A 16,748-nucleotide genomic window follows, 5' to 3' on the forward strand; every position below is an offset into this window, starting at 1 on the left:
TCGGCGCATGACAGCGCCCCCTCGCCCGCCCTAGCATGGCGGCGCGAACGAGGGGGAACGACATGTCCGTGTATTGGGTCATTGCGCTGGCCGGGCTTGGCCTTGCGGGCACTGCCGTCTGGCTGGTCTTCAAGACATGGCGGATCAAGCGGCGGGCCGAAAAGGCGGTGCCGCCGCGCGGCGAATTCATCGAGATATCCAGCGGCAGGCTGCATTACGTCGACCGCGGCCAAGGCCCCGCAATCGTGATGATCCACGGATTGTCGGCGCAGCTGGGCAATTTCGACATGGGGCTGATCGATGCGATGGCCCGCGACCACCGGGTGATCGCGCTGGACCGGCCCGGCATGGGCTGGTCCGAGCGCGGCGAGGACGTGCCGGCCAATCCCCGCGCGCAGGCGGCGCAGGTTGTCGAACTGATCGATACGCTCGGCCTCGACCGGCCGCTGGTGGTGGGGCATTCGCTGGGCGGCGCGATCGCGCTGTGCCTGGCGCTGGATTTTCCGCAGAAAACCCGCGGTCTGGCGCTCTTGGCGCCGCTGACGATGCGCGGTGGCAAGGTGGCGCCGCCGTTTCACGCCCTGAACGTGAAGTCGCGCTGGAGGCGCTTCATCCTCAGCTGGACCTTGGCCAGCATCAGCAGCATCCGCAACGCGGCGCTGGTCTTCGGCTATGTCTTCGGCCCCGAAGAGGTGCCCAAGGGCTATTCGGTGCGGGGCGGCGGATTGCTGGGGCTGCGGCCGGTCTCCTACCGCAATTCCTGCCGCGATTTCCTCGCCTCGGGGCGGGATCTGAAATGGATGGCAGCCTCCTACGACCAGCTGCAAGTGCCTGTTTCGGCTCTCTTCGCGCGCGAAGACCGTATTCTCGATGCGGACCTGCACGGCACCGAATTCGCCAAACGGAACCCCGCCGCGATCCGGCTGAGCCTGATCGACGGCGGCCACATGCTGCCAGTGACCCAGCCGAAAGCCGTCGAGCGCTTCCTTCGGACGGCCGGGGCCGGCTCAGCAGGGATAGGTGAACATGACGCGGCGGATAAGGGGCGGGTTGGCTGACGCGATGCCCCGATTGTTGGCTGCCGGGCGGCCTTTCGGGCTGATCACCACCAGATCGTATGTGCAGCCCGGTCTCAGCCGGTCGTAGATGTCGGCCCGTTTCTGCCCCAGCCAGGGCCTCGGATAGGTATGCGGCAACGCGAAATTGCCCATCGAGGTCCGCGCCACGCCGCAATAACCAAGGTAATCGCGGCGCGGGCTGTGACTGCGATGGGCTTCGCTCTTGCCACCGAAGAACCCGCCATTGGACGCTTCCCAGCATTGCCGCGGCGCATCCATTTCGATCATCCTGGCGGTGACCACATAGCGATCCTTGGACAGCGTCCAAGTGATATAGCACAGCATCAGGACTATTGGCGCGATCGTCAGCCAGAGGATCATCCGCTTACGGGGAATACCAAGGATGATTTCGTCTTCGGATCGATCTGATTGCTGTACCATAGCCTCTACTTTGTAAGTTTAGCTCGCAGCTTCTCCTTAACCGCAGGGGTAACGAACTTCGATATGTCGCCGCCGAGCCGTGCAATTTCCTTCACCAGTTTCGAGGCGATGGCCTGATGTTTCGCTTCCGCCATCAGGAAAACCGTCTCGACTGAACTGTCCAATGCACGGTTCATGCCAACCATCTGGAATTCGTATTCGAAATCCGCCACCGCGCGCAGGCCGCGCACGATCATCTGCGCGCCGACGTCATGGGCACAATCGATCAGCAGGTTTTCAAACGGGTGCACCACGATCTCGGTGCCGGTTTCTTCCTGCAGCCGCGCGGTTTCCGCCTCGATCATCGTGACCCGCTCTTCCAGGGTGAACAGCGGGCCCTTGTCGCGGTTGATCGCAACCCCAATGACAAGACGGTCCACCAAGGTGGTGGACCGGCGGATGATGTCGAGATGGCCAAGGGTGATCGGGTCAAAGGTGCCCGGATAAAGACCGATGCGCATGGATGTGCTCCCCCCTTCGGAACGCAGCATTTAGGTTGAGTGCACGCAATAATATTGCGTTGCAGAATGCAAGAGGGAAAGCCGATTTTCGCGGCGTCAGTGACCCATGATCATGCCTTCGAGGGCATTGCGTTCCATCGCCAGCTCTTCCAGCCGGGCCTTGACCACGTCGCCGATGGTGACGATGCCGATCAGAACGCCGTCTTCGACCACCGGCACATGGCGGAACCGGCCGTTGGTCATCCGGGTCAGTACGTCGTCGGCATTGTCGTTGCGGGTGCAGCAGACCGGGTTGCGGGTCATCATGTTTTCGACCGCTTCATGCATGCAGGTCGGCCCCTTGACCGCCAGCGCCCGGACGATGTCGCGCTCGGAAATGATGCCCTGGGCCTCCTGCCCGTCCTTGGACACGACCACGCCGCCGATCCTGCGCTCCGCCAGTATCTGCGCCACCTCGGCAACCGGGGTGCCCGGCTTGACGGTGACGACACCATCGTCGCCTTTGGCTTTCAGGATCTGATGGACAAGCATGGCAGGCCTCCTACGCAACAATATTTCGCACTCCCAGCGTCCCCCAGCGGCGACAACCTGTCAAGTCAAAGCTGCGGCATTCTGTCACGTCATCGCTTCGAGACGCGCCACCTCGGCCCGCAGACCGTCGCTCAGCAGCGCCGCGAACCGGTTCAGCCGTTCCAACCGGCGGTCATCGGCATGGCGGATCAGATAGAAGCTGCGGGTCAGGCTGATCTTGTCCGTTAGGATCTTGCGGATGCCACGCCCGGAGGGGATGGCGAAATCGTGCACGATACCGATCCCGCTACCATTGCGGACCCAGTTGAACTGCACCGAGACGGAGTTCGAGGCGAGGCTCACCTTCTCGATCCCCGCCTCGCTCAGGTAATCCAGTTCCTTGTCGAAGATCAGGTCGGGGATATAGCCGATCATCCGATGCCCCTTCAGGTGATCAAGCTCGGTGATCTTGGGATGCCGGATCAGGTAGCTCCGGGCACCGGCCAGGTGCAGCTTGTAATCGGTGATCTTCTGCACCGTCAGCCGCCCCGCCGTCGGCGGGCTGACCCCGATGACCATGTCGGCTTCGCGTTTCGACAGGTTGAAGACGCGCGGCAGCGCGACGATCTGGATCTCGAGTTCAGGGTTGTCGGTCATGATCCGGGAACAGACCTGCGGCAACAGGTAATTGGCGCAGCCATCCGGCGCGCCGACGCGGATCTGCCCCGACAAGTCCCCCGCCTGCCCCGCCAGTTCCTCCAATGCGCCGGCCATCGCCTGTTCGGCCCGTTCGGCATGGATCATCAGCCGTTGGCCGGCATCTGTCATCGCGTATCCCTGCGGCGACTTCCCGAACAACGGCGCGCCCAGTTCTTCTTCCAGCCGGGCAATGCGGCGCCCCACCGTGGCAGGGTCGACCTTCAATTCGCGCCCCGCCGACGAAAGGCTTTCGAAGCGCGCCACCGCTAGAAATACTTTCAGATCGTCCCAGTTCATCCCCGCACCCTGCATAAATGCAAAACCTTTTTGGAAACTTGCGCCTTTCCAATGGATTTATGCAAGCCTATTGTTGCCGCGAAGACGTAATGGAGGAACCCATGCAGGAAATTCATCACTATATCGACGGCACCGAATCCAAAGGCACTTCGGGCCGCTTCGCCGACATCTACAACCCCGCCACCGGTGAGGTTCAGGCCAAGGTGGCGCTGGCCACCGCGGCGGAACTGGATGCCGCGGTCGAAAAGGCCGCCGCCGCACAGGTCGGATGGGCCGCCACCAACCCGCAGCGTCGCGCCCGGGTGATGATGAAATTCGCCGCGCTGATCAACGAAAACATGGACGAACTGGCCGAGCTGGTCAGCCGCGAACACGGCAAGACCCTGCCCGACGCCCGTGGCGACGTGCAGCGTGGTCTGGAAGTGGTCGAGGTCTGCATGGGCGCCCCGAACATGCTGAAGGGCGAATACATGAATGACGGCGGTCCGGGCATCGACCTCTACTCGATGCGTCAGCCGCTGGGCGTCGTTGCCGGCATCACGCCGTTCAACTTCCCCGCCATGATCCCGCTGTGGAAAATGGCCCCGGCGCTGGCCAGCGGCAACGCGATGATCCTGAAACCTTCGGAACGCTGCCCCTCGACCTCGATGAAGCTGGCCGAACTGCTGAAGGAAGCGGGCCTGCCCGACGGCGTCCTGCAGGTCGTCAACGGCGACAAGGAAGTGGTCGACGCGATCCTCGACAACGAAACCGTTCAGGCGGTGGGCTTCGTCGGATCGACCCCGATCGCCCAGTACATCTATGGCCGCGCCGCCACCAACGGCAAGCGCGCCCAGTGCTTCGGCGGCGCCAAGAACCACATGATTATCATGCCCGATGCCGACATGGACAAGGCCGCCGACGCGCTGGTCGGTGCCGGTTACGGCGCGGCAGGCGAACGCTGCATGGCGATCTCGGTCGCGGTTCCGGTCGGTGACAAGACCGCCGACGCGCTGATCGAACGACTGGTTCCGCGCATCGAAGCGCTGAAGGTCGGCCCCTACACCGCCGGCGACGACGTCGATTTCGGCCCGGTCATCACCCAACAGGCCAAAGACCGGATCAACGGTCTGGTCTCCAGCGGTGTCGAACAAGGCGCCAACCTGGTGATCGATGGCCGTGACTTCAGCCTGCAGGGTTACGAGGACGGTTTCTTCGTCGGCCCGTCGCTGTTCGACAACGTCACCCCGGACATGGATATCTACAAGGAAGAAATCTTCGGCCCGGTTCTGAGCCAGGTGCGTACCCAGTCCTATGACGAGGCGCTGGACCTGATCATGAAGAACAACTACGGCAACGGCACCTCGATCTTCACCGCCGATGGCGACACCGCGCGCGACTTCGCCAACAAGGTCAACGTGGGCATGGTCGGCATCAACTTCCCGATCCCGGTGCCGCTCAGCTACTTCACCTTCGGCGGCTGGAAGAAATCGGCCTTCGGCGACCTTAACCAATACGGTCCCGACGCGTTCCGGTTCTACACCAAGACCAAGACCGTCACCGCGCGCTGGTTCTCGGGCATCAAGGAAGGCGGCGAGTTTGCCTTCAAGGCGATGGACTAATCTGCAACGCCTGAAATGATTTCGAAGGGGGCATATTTCATGCCCCCTTCATTTATTTTCCAATCCCTGTAACATTTCCCCCATGCCGGTCAGCTTTCGTATTCTGCCAACGCATGGGCTGGTTTATGTCCGCATCGAGGGCGATGTTCGCGCCTCCGAAAGCCTTGCGCGTTTCAAAGAGTATGCGAAACACCGCGATTTCCGGCCCGGACAGAAGCAACTGATCGACCTGTCACGCGTCACCGGATTCGATGACGATTTCCCGAAACTGATCGAATTGCAGGCCCGCAAGGCGGACGCGTTCCTTGCCAACGGGGCGCAATCCCTGACGGTCTACTATGCCCCATGCCGCCAAACGCGCGCATTCGCACAGCTGCTTCAACGCAACTGGAATCCCTTCCCCGGCGTGGTCACCGTCATCCAGGACAACGAAGCGGATGCGCTGTCGATCCTCGGGATGCGGATGACAAGCTTCCGGCAACTTCTGGAGGAGGCGGCCAAGAGTCGGTCCGGATCGTGAAACCAAACTTCTCTCATCGCAACGTATAGCAGGGTGTCAGATGCCGGCGCGTTACAGATTTCTTCCCGAGCACAACTGCCTTTATCTCAGGTTCGAAGACCCGTTCCTGTTCGGCAAGGCAGACGACTTGGTGACGGCATTCACGGCGGACCCGGCATTTTCGCGCAGCCATACGTTGATATTCGACTTTTCCCGCCTGACCAACATCAGGGTCGATGTGACGGGCAGTGCGGACAAGGTCGCAAAAGTCGGAAAAAACCTTTCTCGCCACGGCGGCCAGATCGCCGTGTTGGCGCCCACGGAAACGGGTCGGTCAATGGCCGAATTGCTCAGGAAGTTATGGGCGCATTTCCCGCAAGTGGGCTATCATGTCTTCGCCACCGAGGCCGACCTGCTGCACCATGTCGGCTTGGAGCGCGAATGCTGGGACGTTTTGGGCAGCGATTTTCACGGGACCACCTCCTGATCCGCCCCGTTGCGTGACCGGGTCAACCGTGCTCTAGTCGACCGCGACCGCTGACCAATTCGGGAGCACGGTGCATGTCGATCCCAAAACCAGATTTCACCATCGGCGTGGAAGAGGAATACCTGCTGGTCGATCTGGATACGCTCGACCTTGCCACCGCGCCGCCGGAACTGATGGAACGCTGCGGCGCCGAACTGGAAGGTCAGTTCAGCCCGGAATTCCTTGATTGCCAGGTCGAAATCGGCACCCGTGTCTGCGCCGACATTGCCGAGGCGCGCGATGACCTGAAACGCCTGCGATCCACCGTCGCCCGGGTCGCGAAGGATTACAACCTTGCACCGATCGCCGCCTCCTGCCATCCGTTTTCGGACTGGCGCGAAACCCATCACACCGACAAGGAACGTTACAACACGCTGAGCGACGACCTGGCCGGCGTGGCACGGCGGATGCTGATCTGCGGCATGCATGTGCATGTCGGCATCCCCGACCCCGATCAGCGCATCGATCTGATGAACCAGATGCGCTATTTCCTGCCGCACCTGCTGGCGTTTAGCGGGTCATCACCGTTCTGGCGCGGCGAAGATACCGGGCTGAACTGCTACCGGTTGACCGTGTTCGACAACCTGCCCCGCACCGGGCTGCCGCCGCGCTTCGACAGCTGGAGCGAATACGACCGTTCGGTCCATGCGTTGGTCGATCTGGACCTGATCGAGGACAGTTCGAAAATCTGGTGGGACATGCGGCCGTCCTCCCGGTTCCCGACCATCGAGGCGCGGATTTGCGACGTGTCGCCACGGCTGGAAACCACGCTGACGCTGGCGGCGCTGACCCAGACCCTTGTCCGGGCGCTGTGGCGGCTGTCGCTGCGCAACCAGCGCTGGCGCATCTACGACAATTTCCTGATCTCCGAAAATCGCTGGCGGGCCCAGCGGTACGGCATCGAAGGCGGGCTGATCGATTTCGGCGCCCGCGAAATCCTGCCCTTCGACCTTCTGGTCGAGGAACTGATCGATCTGGTGGCCGAGGATGCCGATATCCTCGGATCGCGGGCCGAAATCGAAAACATGCGCACCATCCTCAAACGCGGCAACGCGGCGCAGCAGCAAAGGCTGGTCTACCAGGATGCGGTCCATGCCGAGGACACGCCGGAGAACGCGCTGAAACGGGTGGTCAAACACCTGATCGAAGAATTTCACGCCGATCTGTAACCGCTGGCGGAAGCTGCAAAACTTCTGTAGGATTTCGGAATTAAACATGCGTTCAATAACGCAACATTGCGCCATTTGGGAGGAGACGAATGGATTTCGCACTGACCGAGGAACAAACCGCCATTTTCGACATGGCAAAAGCCTTCGGCGAGGAAAAGATTGCCCCCTTTGCCCATGACTGGGAAAAGCAGGGCACCATCCCCAAGGAATTGTGGACCGAGGTCGGCGCCTTGGGTTTCGGCGGCATCTACGTGTCCGAAGATTCGGACGGATCGGGATTGACCCGGCTCGATGCCACGCTGATTTTCGAGGCGCTGTCGATGTCCTGCCCCTCGGTGGCATCCTTCCTGTCGATCCACAACATGTGCGCCAAGATGCTCGACGCCTTCGGCAGCGACGATGTGAAAGCCCGCTACCTGGCCCCGGCGATCAGCATGGACACGGTTTTGTCCTACTGCCTGACCGAACCGGGATCGGGATCGGACGCGGCGGCGCTGAAAACCCGGGCTGAGAAGACCAACGAAGGCTACGTGCTGAACGGCACCAAGGCGTTCATCTCGGGCGGCGGCTATTCCGATGCCTACGTGGTGATGTGCCGGACCGGCGAAGACGGGCCCAAGGGGATTTCCACCGTGGTGGTCGAAGACGGCAGCGCCGGGCTCAGCTTCGGCGGGCTCGAGGACAAGATGGGCTGGAAAAGCCAGCCCACGCGGCAGGTGCAGTTCGACGATTGCAAGGTGCCCTCGGACAACCTCGTGGGCGAGGAAGGCAAGGGCTTCAAATACGCGATGATGGGGCTCGACGGCGGGCGGCTGAACATTTCGGCCTGTTCCCTCGGCGCGGCGCAATCGGCGCTGGACAAGACGCTGCAATACATGGGCGAACGCAAGGCCTTCGGCAAAACCATCGACCAGTTCCAGGCGCTGCAATTCCGCCTGGCCGACATGGAAATCGAACTGCAGGCCGCCCGCACCTTCCTGCAGCAGGCGGCGTGGAAACTGGATCAGGGCACGCCGGACGCGACCAAGTTCTGCGCCATGGCCAAGCGCTTCGTCACCGAGACCGGATCGAAGGTCGCCAACCAGTGCCTGCAACTGCATGGCGGCTACGGCTACCTGGCAGATTACGGCATCGAAAAGATCGTTCGCGACCTGCGGGTGCATGAAATCCTTGAAGGCACCAACGAAATCATGCGCCTGATCGTGGCGCGGCAAATGCTGAGCGACCGGGCATGAGCGACATCAATATCCGCAAAGAAGGCAAGATCGGCCGGATCACCCTGACCCGGCCCAAAGCGTTGAACGCGCTCAGCTATGACATGTGCCTACAGATCGAACGGGCGCTGGACGACTGGCGCGATGACGATACGGTCGCGATGATCCTGATCGACGCCGAGGGCGAGCGCGCCTTCTGCGCCGGGGGCGACATTCAGGAAATGTACGACACCGGCACCGCGGGCGATTTCGGCTATGGCCGCAATTTCTGGCGCGACGAATACCGGATGAACGCCAAGCTGTTCGAATTCCCCAAGCCGGTGGCCAGCCTGATGCAGGGCTTCACCATGGGCGGCGGCGTCGGCGTCGGCTGTCACGGATCGCACCGGGTGGTCTGCGAAAGCAGCCAGGTGGCGATGCCGGAAACCGGCATCGGGTTGGTGCCGGACGTGGGCGGGTCGCTGATCCTGTCGCGCGCGCCGGGCCGGGTCGGCGAATACCTCGGATCGACCGGCGGGCGGATCGGTGCCGCGGATGCGATCTATGCCGGGTTTGCCGATTACTTCGTGCCGCAGGAAGACTGGGCCGCACTGACCGCCAAGTTGATCGAAACCGGTGACTGGACCGCCATCGACCGCGCGGCAAAACCCGCCCCGGCGGGCGAACTGGAAGCCTTGCGCGACCAGATCGACGCGCATTTCGCGGGCGAAACCCTGCGCGATATCCTAAACTCGCTGCAAAATGACGAGGGCGACTTCGCCGCCAAGGCCTTGAAATCGCTGAACCGGGTATCGCCGCTCTCGGCCGCCTGCACGATCGAGATGATCCACCGGCTGCGTGGCAACGATGACATCCGCAGGGCGCTGGAAATAGAATTCCGTTTCACCTTCCGTGCGATGGAAACGGGCGATTTCCTCGAAGGAATCCGCGCCCAGATCATCGACAAGGATCGCAACCCGAACTGGAAACACGGCGGACCCGACGCGGTCACCGCCATGGAAGTCGCGAAGATGCTGATGCCGCTTGGCGCGGACAGCCTGACATTTGAGGAGGAAAAAGCATGAAGATCGGATTCATCGGTCTGGGTAACATGGGCGCGCCGATGGCCGCCAACCTGGCCAAGGACGGCCACGACGTCACGGGTTTCGACCTCGCCGCACCGATGCCCGAAGGGGTTTCGAAGGCCGACACAGCCGCCGCAGCGGCGACCGGCCGTGACGTGGTGATCACCATGCTGCCGAATGGCGCGATCCTGCGCGCGGTCGCCGAAGAGGTGATCCCGGCGATGCAAAAGGGTGCGGTGCTCTGCGATTGTTCCACCGTCGACGTGGACAGCGCCCGCGCAGTGGCCGAACAGGCCGAAGCGGCCGGTCTGGGCGCTCTCGACGCGCCGGTATCGGGCGGTGTCGGCGGTGCGACCGCCGGCACGCTGACCTTCATGGTCGGCGGTGGCGAGGACGCGTTCAACACCGTCAAGCCGCTGTTTGACATCATGGGCCAGAAGGCCGTGCATTGCGGCGCCTCGGGCGCGGGTCAGGCCGCCAAGATCTGCAACAACATGATCCTCGGCGTCACCATGATCGCCACCTGCGAAGCCTTCGCGCTGGCCGACAAGCTGGGCCTGGACCGGCAGAAGATGTTCGACGTGGTGTCGACTTCCTCGGGCTACAGCTGGTCGATGAACGCCTATTGCCCCGCCCCCGGCGTCGGACCGCAAAGCCCGGCGGACAACGATTACCAGCCGGGTTTCGCCGCCGAACTGATGCTGAAGGATCTGCGCCTGTCGCAACAGGCGGCGGAATCGGCGGATGCCGACACGCCGATGGGTCAGATGGCCAAGGCGCTTTACGAACAGTTCGTCGAGAACGAAGGCGGAAAAGGCATGGATTTCAGCGCCATGCTGCCGCGGTTCGAAAAACGCGGACGCGGTTGATCTGAGTCATATTCCGTCAATCATCCCGAGCCTAAGCTGTATCGATCGGATATCAATGGAGCTTAAAGATGTTTGGGAAGAATGTTGGCAGTGTCGAAAAGATCATCCGCATCGTTGTCGGCGCCCTGCTGATCATCGGCGGGCTGATGGGGCAAGGCATCTGGATGTGGCTCGGCCTGATCATCGGCGCGATCCTGGTCATCACCGGGCTGCTGGGCACCTGCCCGATCTGGTCGGTGCTGGGCATCAACACCAACGGCACTAAATGACGCTTCGGCGGCGGGCGCATCAGGCGCCCTCGCCCTCACCCGCGCAATCCAGAATCCAGTCCTTCTGCGCCGCCACGATCCGGCGGCCTTCGTCGATCGCTTCATCCGCGCGGTGAAATTCCAGCACCGAGAGATCGGACAGATCGGCATTGAGCAGAACATGCGGCGGTTCCCCCGCGAGCCGTGCGCGGCGGATCTGTTCGGTCATAACGTCGATCGAGGTCGACACCACCTCGGCATAGCTGGGCGGGCTGTCGTCGTTGGGGGTGGGCAGAATCATCTTGGCCAACCCTTCGGGAAGCTCGGGCAGCATTGCCTGCCAGGTCCAGGCGGACCGGTCCCAGATCTTGCCCTTCAACTTGGCGTTCGGATTGACCGCGATGGTCACCTCGGCCCCCATCGCGCGGGCCACCGAAACCGGCACCGGATTGGTCAGGCCGCCGTCCAGCATCCAATGTTCACCCACCCGGTGCGGGCTGATCACGCCGGGCAACGCGACCGATGCGCGAACCGCGTCCTTCAGCGACCCCTCGCGCAGCCAGACCTCGCGCCCGGTTTCCATGTCGGTGGCCACCGCGGCGAAGGGCATATCCAGATCCTCGACCCGCTCGGGCAGATCGAGGTCGTCGATCAGGGTGACGATTTCGCTGCCCGCCACGATGCCGCCGCTGCCCGGACGGATATCGAGCAAGCCGACGAAGCGTGATGGCGTCAGGCTCCGCACCCAGTCTTCCAACGCGTCGAGCTTGCCACCGGCATAAGCCGCGCCGACCAGCGACCCCATCGAACACCCGGCGATCACTTCGGGTGTCACACCGATGTCCCGCAGCGCGCGCAGCACGCCGATATGGCACCAACCGCGCGCGCCCCCCGATCCCAATGCCAGTCCGACCTTTGCCATCGCCCTACTCCGCCGCGACCTTGCTGCCCGACAGCATCGGTTTCAGGTAATGCCCGGTATGGCTGCGCGGTTCCTCGGTCACCTGTTCCGGTGTGCCACTGGCAACGATTTCACCGCCGCCATCGCCGCCTTCGGGGCCGATATCGATGATCCAGTCGGCGGTCTTGATCACGTCGAGATTGTGTTCGATTACCACCACCGTGTTGCCCTGATCGACCAGTTCATGCAGCACTTCCAGGAGCTTACGCACGTCCTCGAAATGCAGCCCGGTGGTCGGTTCATCGAGGATGTAAAGCGTCCGGCCCGTCGAGCGCCGCGCCAGTTCCTTCGACAGCTTCACCCGCTGCGCCTCGCCACCCGAAAGCGTCGTCGCCTGCTGGCCGACCTTGATGTAACCAAGCCCGACCCGCACCAGCGCATCCATCTTTTCGCGGATCGACGGCACCGCCTGGAAAAATTCCTGCGCGTCCTCGACGGTCATGTCCAGCACGTCGGCGATGGATTTGCCCTTGAACTTGATGTCCAGCGTTTCGCGGTTGTAGCGCGCGCCCTGACAGGTTTCGCAGGTCACGTAAACGTCGGGCAGGAAATGCATCTCGATCTTGATGACACCGTCGCCCTGGCAGGCCTCGCAGCGGCCGCCCTTGACGTTGAACGAAAACCGCCCCGGCTTGTAACCGCGCGCCTTGGCCTCGGGCAGGCCCGCGAACCAGTCGCGGATCGGGGTGAAGGCGCCGGTATAGGTGGCCGGGTTGGACCGCGGCGTGCGGCCGATCGGGCGCTGGTCGATGTCGATCACCTTGTCGAGGTGTTCCAGCCCCTTGATCGTTTCGCAGGGCGCGGGCGTCTGGCGCGCGCCATTGAGGCGCATCGAGGCGGTCTTGAACAGCGTCTCGATGGTCAGGGTCGATTTACCGCCGCCCGACACGCCCGAAACGCAGACGAACTTGCCCAGCGGGAATTCGGCGGTGACGTCGCGCAGGTTGTTGCCGCTGGCCTTGACCACGGTCAGTGCCTTGCCGTTGCCTTCGCGCCGTTCCGCCGGTACCGCGATTTCCCGCGCGCCGCTCAGGTACTGGCCGGTCAGGCTGGCCGGGTCCTTGGCGATATCCTCGGGCGTGCCCTTGGACACGACAGACCCGCCATGCACGCCCGCGCCGGGACCGATGTCGAGCACATAATCGGCTTCGCGGATCGCTTCTTCGTCATGTTCGACGACGATCACCGTATTGCCCTGATCGCGCAGGTTCTTCAGCGTGCCCAAGAGCCGGTCATTGTCGCGCTGGTGCAGCCCGATCGACGGCTCGTCCAGAACGTAGAGAACCCCGGTAAGGCCACTGCCGATCTGGCTGGCCAGCCGGATCCGCTGGCTTTCGCCCCCGGACAGCGTGCCACTGTTGCGGCTCAGCGTCAGGTATTGCAGCCCCACATTGTTGAGGAATCCCAGCCGCTCGCGGATTTCCTTCAGGATCGCGCGGGCGATTTCGTTCTTCTGGTCGCTCAGGTGTTCCGGCACCGTCTTGCACCAGTCGAACGCCTCGCGGATCGACATCTGCACCACCTGCCCGACATGCAGGCCCGCGATCTTCACCGCCAGCGCCTCTTCGCGCAGACGATAGCCGCCGCAGGCGCCGCAGGGCCGGTTGTTCTGATAGCGTTCGAATTCCTCGCGCACCCAATTGGAATCGGTTTCGCGGTAGCGCCGTTCCATGTTGGGAATGATCCCCTCGAACACCCGGCTGACCTGGTAAACCCGGCCGCCTTCGTCATAGCGGAACTGGATTTCCTCCTCGCCCGACCCGTACAGGAATACCTGCTGCACCTTCTTGGGCAGGTCCTTCCACTTGCAGTTCTTGTCGAACTCGTAATGCTTGGCGATCGCCTCGATCGTTTGCAGGAAATAGGGCGACTTGCCCTTGCGCCACGGCGCCAACGCGCCGTCGTAGACCTTCAGGTTCTGGTCCGGCACCACCAGCCGTTCATCGAAGAACAGCTCCATCCCCAGCCCGTCGCAATCCGGACAGGCGCCGAAGGGCGCGTTGAAGGAAAACAGACGCGGTTCGATTTCCGGGATGGTGAAGCCGCTGACCGGGCAGGCGAAGTTTTCGCTGAAGGTGATGCGGTCGGGATCGCCCTCCTTCGGCGCGGTTTCCAGCACCGCGATCCCGTCGGCCAGATCCAGCGCGGTGCGGAAACTGTCGGCCAGCCGGGTTTCCAAGCCTTCGCGCACAACGATCCGGTCGACCACCACGTCGATATCGTGGCGGTATTTCTTGTCCAGCGTCGGCGGCGTGTCGATTTCGTGGAATTCGCCGTCCACCTTGACCCGCTGGAACCCCTGTTTGCGCAGTTCCAGGAATTCCTTGCGATACTCGCCCTTGCGGTCGCGCACGATCGGGGCCAGCAGATAGGCGCGGGTGCCATCCTCCATGCCCATGACGCGGTCGACCATGTCCTGCACCTGCTGCGCCTCGATCGGCAGGCCGGTGGCAGGGCTGTAGGGCGTCCCGACCCGGGCGAAAAGAAGCCGCAGGTAATCGTAGATCTCGGTGACGGTGCCGACGGTCGACCGGGGGTTTTTCGACGTGGTCTTCTGTTCGATGGAAATCGCCGGGGAAAGCCCGCTGATGTGATCGACGTCCGGTTTTTCCATCATGTCGAGGAACTGGCGCGCATAGGCGCTGAGGCTTTCGACATAGCGCCGCTGCCCCTCGGCATAGATCGTGTCGAAGGCGAGCGAGGATTTCCCCGACCCCGACAGACCGGTGATCACCACCAGTTCGTCGCGCGGGATATCCACGTCGATGTCTTTCAGATTGTGTTCGCGCGCACCGCGCACCTCGATTTTCTTAAGCTCAGCCATACAAGCCCCCGGGTCCAGCCCCTTACAGATAGTCGAGCTGCCGCGAGTCTCCAATAGCAAAATGCGAACAAACAATGAACACGCGCAACTTGACCGGCACTTCCCGACGTCACGATTTCCCGCATGGAATACAGGGCAACGGCCAAACTCAACAGCGGCACCCGGATTGAAAATGATTTCAGGGGCTTGCACGACATTGCACGGCTTTCACCGTTGCACATGACGCCTGCGGGCAGACCGATAAATCCGCCGTTCCACGGACCGCGCCCCTAGTCAGAGCCAAGGTAAAGCGGCCGGCGCGCGGCAAACCCTTCGCCTGCGATGCGCATGAATTCGGCCACGCGTGGGACACGGCGCAGGTCGGGATGGGTCAGGATCCAGATCGGCAGGTAGTCGACCAGCGGCAATCCCGGCACGCGTCCGAGCATCGCGTGCCGCGCACCCAGGAAATGTGGCATCCGAACCATGGCAGCACCGGTCTCGGCCAGCGCAACCGCGCTGACCATGTCATCGGTCGTCAACGCCACGACAGAGCCCGGCAGATTTTGAAGAAGCCCCTTCGGCACGGGATCCGCCCATCCGGTGAAGGAAATTACCGGCACCGCCGTTCCGTCGCCCCGCAGCGCAGCGGCGTGGCGTTCGATGAAACCGGATGTCGCGAACCACCCTGCCCGCTGCTGCGTTACCGCGCGGCCCCACAGGCTTTCGGCGGGATCGCTCGACACCCGGATCGCGATATCGGCCTCGCGCCGGTGGAGGTCGAGGATCTGGTTGTCGCCCAGAATCCTCAGATCGACGCCCGGATAGGTCTTGCGATAGGCGGCCACGTCCTCGGCGAATCCCGAGGCGGTGATCAGCGGCGGCACCGTTACAGTCAGCTTTCCGGTCGCCCGCTCGTCGCGCGCCGCCAGCGCCAGGTCAAGCGCCAGCACCTCCGCCTCCATCGCGGCGGCCCGCTGTGCCGCTTCCTGGCCGGCGCCGGTCGGCACCAACCCGGTGGCAAGCCGCGTGAACAGCTGCGTTCCCGCTGCCGCCTCTGCCTTGTCGAGCTGCCGCGATACCGTCGCGTGGTTGACGCCAAGCGCCCGCGCCGCCCCGCTGAGCCCGCCTTCGCGCACAATCGCCAACACGTATCGCAGCGTATCCCAGTCCTGCATCACCTTCCTCGCTTTCCGCACAACCCATCTGCAGAGTTAGTCAATTCCCTGACAACCCGCAATTCGTCAATCTGCGCCCCGTCATCACACTGAAGGAAAACATCATGACCCATTACGTCGTTGTACAAATGGACCCCAAGGACCCGGAAACGCTTCAACAGTATTATAAGGTCGGCGGTGCCGCGGTGAAAAAGCATGGCGGCTACCCGATCGCCGGCGGGGCGGACAAGACGGTGCTGGAAGACAATGGCGGCGGGATCCCGGCGCATGTTCTGCTGGCCTTTCCCGATGCCGACGCCGCGACGGGCTGGATCGAGGACTCCGAGTTGGCAGAGGTTCACGCATTGCGCCGCAAGGGCGCGCACACCACGATCACCCTTCTGCCGCCGATGTGATCGGCAGGACATAACGGCCCCGGCGGGGCCGTTATACAATGCCGCCCCTGCCCCGAACGGAATGCAGCGCGCTTTCGAGGCGCGATCCGGCAGTCCCGATGCCGCCTGAAGTCCTCAACTTCATCCCATCTGCGTAAAATATCAGCCCTGAACGCTCAAAAGGGACGGATTTCCGCAGCAAGTATTGCATTCATTTTTTTGAATGTTATGTTTACTGCAACGCCGCATTGTCGGACAGTGGATTTGCGAAAGGGAATGACATGTTCTTTCTGAGACAACAGCGCCCGCAGGGCATGACCGCCGCCGAAGCCATTGCGCAGTCGGACGAAGGCGCGATCACAGTCATCGACGTGCGCGAACATGGCGAGGTCGCCAATTCCGGCAAGGCAAAGGGCGCGATCCACATCCCGTTGATGCGACTGCGCGACATGGCCGACCCGCGCCATCCCGATTTCATTGCCGAGCTGAAGGATTGCGGCCCGATCGCGGTCTACTGCGCCTCGGGCGCGCGATCGCACAGTGCCGCGATGATGCTGCAGCAGATGGGTTATGACGAGGTGCATAACATCGGCGGCTTAGCCCATTGGGTGCAGGCCGGCGGTGCGCTCGAACAGGGCTGACCCACCCTTTAATAGTAACAAAAACGGCGCGGGATTTCCGCGCCGTTTCTTTTTGCCGGGGTGGTCCCGCTCAGATGTGGATCACCCGGTCGAAGG

The 16,748-nt window shown here is 62.7% G+C and carries 18 protein-coding genes; 11 read left to right on the plus strand and 7 right to left on the minus strand.

The annotated features are described in order from the left end of the window. The first annotated feature begins 62 nt into the window (after positions 1–62). Positions 63–1,058, plus strand: coding sequence for an alpha/beta fold hydrolase (locus IT775_RS20010; RefSeq protein WP_212703019.1), 996 nt, complete (start codon positions 63–65; stop codon positions 1,056–1,058). Here the strand turns inward: IT775_RS20010 and IT775_RS20015 are convergent. From IT775_RS20015 to IT775_RS20030, 4 genes are all read right to left on the minus strand, one after another. Further along, a complete protein-coding gene (locus IT775_RS20015; protein WP_212703020.1) occupies positions 1,008–1,499 on the minus strand; it encodes a hypothetical protein in 492 nt (163 codons plus the stop codon). The two genes, IT775_RS20010 and IT775_RS20015, sit on opposite strands and share 51 nt — an antisense overlap. Before the next feature lie 5 nt (positions 1,500–1,504). Continuing rightward, complete coding sequence (gene coaD, locus IT775_RS20020) at positions 1,505–1,999, minus strand: pantetheine-phosphate adenylyltransferase (protein ID WP_212703021.1); 495 nt, start codon at positions 1,997–1,999, stop codon at positions 1,505–1,507. Positions 2,000–2,095: 96 nt separating this feature from the next. Beyond that, the gene (locus tag IT775_RS20025) at positions 2,096–2,530 is read right to left on the minus strand and encodes a CBS domain-containing protein (RefSeq protein ID WP_212703022.1); all 435 of its coding nucleotides are present in this window, start codon (positions 2,528–2,530) and stop codon (positions 2,096–2,098) included. 84 nt (positions 2,531–2,614) lie between these two features. After that, positions 2,615–3,505, minus strand: a complete 891-nt coding sequence (locus IT775_RS20030) for a LysR family transcriptional regulator (protein ID WP_212703036.1) — start codon at positions 3,503–3,505, stop codon at positions 2,615–2,617. Between the two features lie 101 nt (positions 3,506–3,606). Between IT775_RS20030 and IT775_RS20035 the strand changes: the two genes are divergently transcribed. The 8 genes from IT775_RS20035 to IT775_RS20070 all read left to right on the plus strand — a co-directional run bounded on the left by IT775_RS20035 (position 3,607) and on the right by IT775_RS20070 (position 10,716). Then, positions 3,607–5,106: a CoA-acylating methylmalonate-semialdehyde dehydrogenase gene (locus IT775_RS20035; RefSeq protein ID WP_212703023.1), complete on the plus strand. Its 1,500-nt coding sequence runs from the start codon at positions 3,607–3,609 to the stop codon at positions 5,104–5,106. Between the two features lie 82 nt (positions 5,107–5,188). Next, positions 5,189–5,626 carry a hypothetical protein gene (locus IT775_RS20040; RefSeq protein ID WP_212703024.1) on the plus strand — a complete coding sequence of 146 codons (438 nt, stop codon included), beginning with the start codon at positions 5,189–5,191 and terminating at the stop codon, positions 5,624–5,626. Positions 5,627–5,666: 40 nt separating this feature from the next. Next, positions 5,667–6,092, plus strand: a complete 426-nt coding sequence (locus IT775_RS20045; RefSeq protein WP_212703025.1) for a hypothetical protein — start codon at positions 5,667–5,669, stop codon at positions 6,090–6,092. A 74-nt stretch (positions 6,093–6,166) separates the two neighbouring features. After that, positions 6,167–7,300, plus strand: a complete 1,134-nt coding sequence (locus IT775_RS20050; RefSeq protein ID WP_212703026.1) for a carboxylate-amine ligase — start codon at positions 6,167–6,169, stop codon at positions 7,298–7,300. An 89-nt stretch (positions 7,301–7,389) separates the two neighbouring features. After that, positions 7,390–8,535: an acyl-CoA dehydrogenase family protein gene (locus IT775_RS20055; RefSeq protein WP_212703027.1), complete on the plus strand. Its 1,146-nt coding sequence runs from the start codon at positions 7,390–7,392 to the stop codon at positions 8,533–8,535. Continuing rightward, the gene (locus IT775_RS20060; RefSeq protein WP_212703028.1) at positions 8,532–9,578 is read left to right on the plus strand and encodes an enoyl-CoA hydratase/isomerase family protein; all 1,047 of its coding nucleotides are present in this window, start codon (positions 8,532–8,534) and stop codon (positions 9,576–9,578) included. Before IT775_RS20055 ends, IT775_RS20060 begins: the two co-directional genes overlap by 4 nt. Then, positions 9,575–10,447 carry a 3-hydroxyisobutyrate dehydrogenase gene (mmsB, locus tag IT775_RS20065; protein WP_212703029.1) on the plus strand — a complete coding sequence of 291 codons (873 nt, stop codon included), beginning with the start codon at positions 9,575–9,577 and terminating at the stop codon, positions 10,445–10,447. The genes IT775_RS20060 and mmsB overlap by 4 nt, the downstream gene beginning before the upstream one ends. A 68-nt stretch (positions 10,448–10,515) precedes the next feature. Next, the gene (locus IT775_RS20070) at positions 10,516–10,716 is read left to right on the plus strand and encodes a YgaP family membrane protein (protein WP_212703030.1); all 201 of its coding nucleotides are present in this window, start codon (positions 10,516–10,518) and stop codon (positions 10,714–10,716) included. Between the two features lie 19 nt (positions 10,717–10,735). Here the strand turns inward: IT775_RS20070 and IT775_RS20075 are convergent, their stop codons facing one another. The 3 genes from IT775_RS20075 to IT775_RS20085 form a co-directional block, all read right to left on the minus strand. Then, the gene (locus IT775_RS20075) at positions 10,736–11,617 is read right to left on the minus strand and encodes a patatin-like phospholipase family protein (RefSeq protein ID WP_212703031.1); all 882 of its coding nucleotides are present in this window, start codon (positions 11,615–11,617) and stop codon (positions 10,736–10,738) included. Positions 11,618–11,621: 4 nt separating this feature from the next. Beyond that, positions 11,622–14,480, minus strand: a complete 2,859-nt coding sequence (gene uvrA, locus IT775_RS20080; RefSeq protein ID WP_212703032.1) for an excinuclease ABC subunit UvrA — start codon at positions 14,478–14,480, stop codon at positions 11,622–11,624. A 269-nt stretch (positions 14,481–14,749) separates the two neighbouring features. Continuing rightward, the gene (locus tag IT775_RS20085) at positions 14,750–15,637 is read right to left on the minus strand and encodes a LysR family transcriptional regulator (protein WP_212703033.1); all 888 of its coding nucleotides are present in this window, start codon (positions 15,635–15,637) and stop codon (positions 14,750–14,752) included. A 104-nt stretch (positions 15,638–15,741) separates the two neighbouring features. On the opposite strand from IT775_RS20085, the gene IT775_RS20090 reads away from it, so the two are divergent. Then, positions 15,742–16,032, plus strand: a complete 291-nt coding sequence (locus tag IT775_RS20090) for a DUF1330 domain-containing protein (protein ID WP_212703034.1) — start codon at positions 15,742–15,744, stop codon at positions 16,030–16,032. A 260-nt stretch (positions 16,033–16,292) separates the two neighbouring features. Beyond that, positions 16,293–16,652 (plus strand): rhodanese-like domain-containing protein, encoded by a 360-nt coding sequence (locus tag IT775_RS20095; protein WP_212703035.1) that lies wholly within the window; start codon positions 16,293–16,295, stop codon positions 16,650–16,652. Positions 16,653–16,748 lie beyond the last annotated feature (96 nt).

This window comes from Thalassovita aquimarina (genome assembly GCF_018219815.1).
In the GTDB taxonomy this organism is placed as follows: domain Bacteria; phylum Pseudomonadota; class Alphaproteobacteria; order Rhodobacterales; family Rhodobacteraceae; genus Thalassobius; species Thalassobius aquimarinus.

What these genes read in the sequence shown, in the direction of transcription:
- IT775_RS20010 (WP_212703019.1), top strand. Translation starts at nt 63, where the DNA reads ATGTCCGTGTATTGGGTCATTGCGCTGGCCGGGCTTGGCCTTGCGGGC.
- IT775_RS20015 (WP_212703020.1), bottom strand. Translation starts at nt 1,499, where the DNA reads ATGGTACAGCAATCAGATCGATCCGAAGACGAAATCATCCTTGGTATT.
- coaD (WP_212703021.1), bottom strand. Translation starts at nt 1,999, where the DNA reads ATGCGCATCGGTCTTTATCCGGGCACCTTTGACCCGATCACCCTTGGC.
- IT775_RS20025 (WP_212703022.1), bottom strand. Translation starts at nt 2,530, where the DNA reads ATGCTTGTCCATCAGATCCTGAAAGCCAAAGGCGACGATGGTGTCGTC.
- IT775_RS20030 (WP_212703036.1), bottom strand. Translation starts at nt 3,505, where the DNA reads ATGAACTGGGACGATCTGAAAGTATTTCTAGCGGTGGCGCGCTTCGAA.
- IT775_RS20035 (WP_212703023.1), top strand. Translation starts at nt 3,607, where the DNA reads ATGCAGGAAATTCATCACTATATCGACGGCACCGAATCCAAAGGCACT.
- IT775_RS20040 (WP_212703024.1), top strand. Translation starts at nt 5,189, where the DNA reads ATGCCGGTCAGCTTTCGTATTCTGCCAACGCATGGGCTGGTTTATGTC.
- IT775_RS20045 (WP_212703025.1), top strand. Translation starts at nt 5,667, where the DNA reads ATGCCGGCGCGTTACAGATTTCTTCCCGAGCACAACTGCCTTTATCTC.
- IT775_RS20050 (WP_212703026.1), top strand. Translation starts at nt 6,167, where the DNA reads ATGTCGATCCCAAAACCAGATTTCACCATCGGCGTGGAAGAGGAATAC.
- IT775_RS20055 (WP_212703027.1), top strand. Translation starts at nt 7,390, where the DNA reads ATGGATTTCGCACTGACCGAGGAACAAACCGCCATTTTCGACATGGCA.
- IT775_RS20060 (WP_212703028.1), top strand. Translation starts at nt 8,532, where the DNA reads ATGAGCGACATCAATATCCGCAAAGAAGGCAAGATCGGCCGGATCACC.
- mmsB (WP_212703029.1), top strand. Translation starts at nt 9,575, where the DNA reads ATGAAGATCGGATTCATCGGTCTGGGTAACATGGGCGCGCCGATGGCC.
- IT775_RS20070 (WP_212703030.1), top strand. Translation starts at nt 10,516, where the DNA reads ATGTTTGGGAAGAATGTTGGCAGTGTCGAAAAGATCATCCGCATCGTT.
- IT775_RS20075 (WP_212703031.1), bottom strand. Translation starts at nt 11,617, where the DNA reads ATGGCAAAGGTCGGACTGGCATTGGGATCGGGGGGCGCGCGCGGTTGG.
- uvrA (WP_212703032.1), bottom strand. Translation starts at nt 14,480, where the DNA reads ATGGCTGAGCTTAAGAAAATCGAGGTGCGCGGTGCGCGCGAACACAAT.
- IT775_RS20085 (WP_212703033.1), bottom strand. Translation starts at nt 15,637, where the DNA reads ATGCAGGACTGGGATACGCTGCGATACGTGTTGGCGATTGTGCGCGAA.
- IT775_RS20090 (WP_212703034.1), top strand. Translation starts at nt 15,742, where the DNA reads ATGACCCATTACGTCGTTGTACAAATGGACCCCAAGGACCCGGAAACG.
- IT775_RS20095 (WP_212703035.1), top strand. Translation starts at nt 16,293, where the DNA reads ATGTTCTTTCTGAGACAACAGCGCCCGCAGGGCATGACCGCCGCCGAA.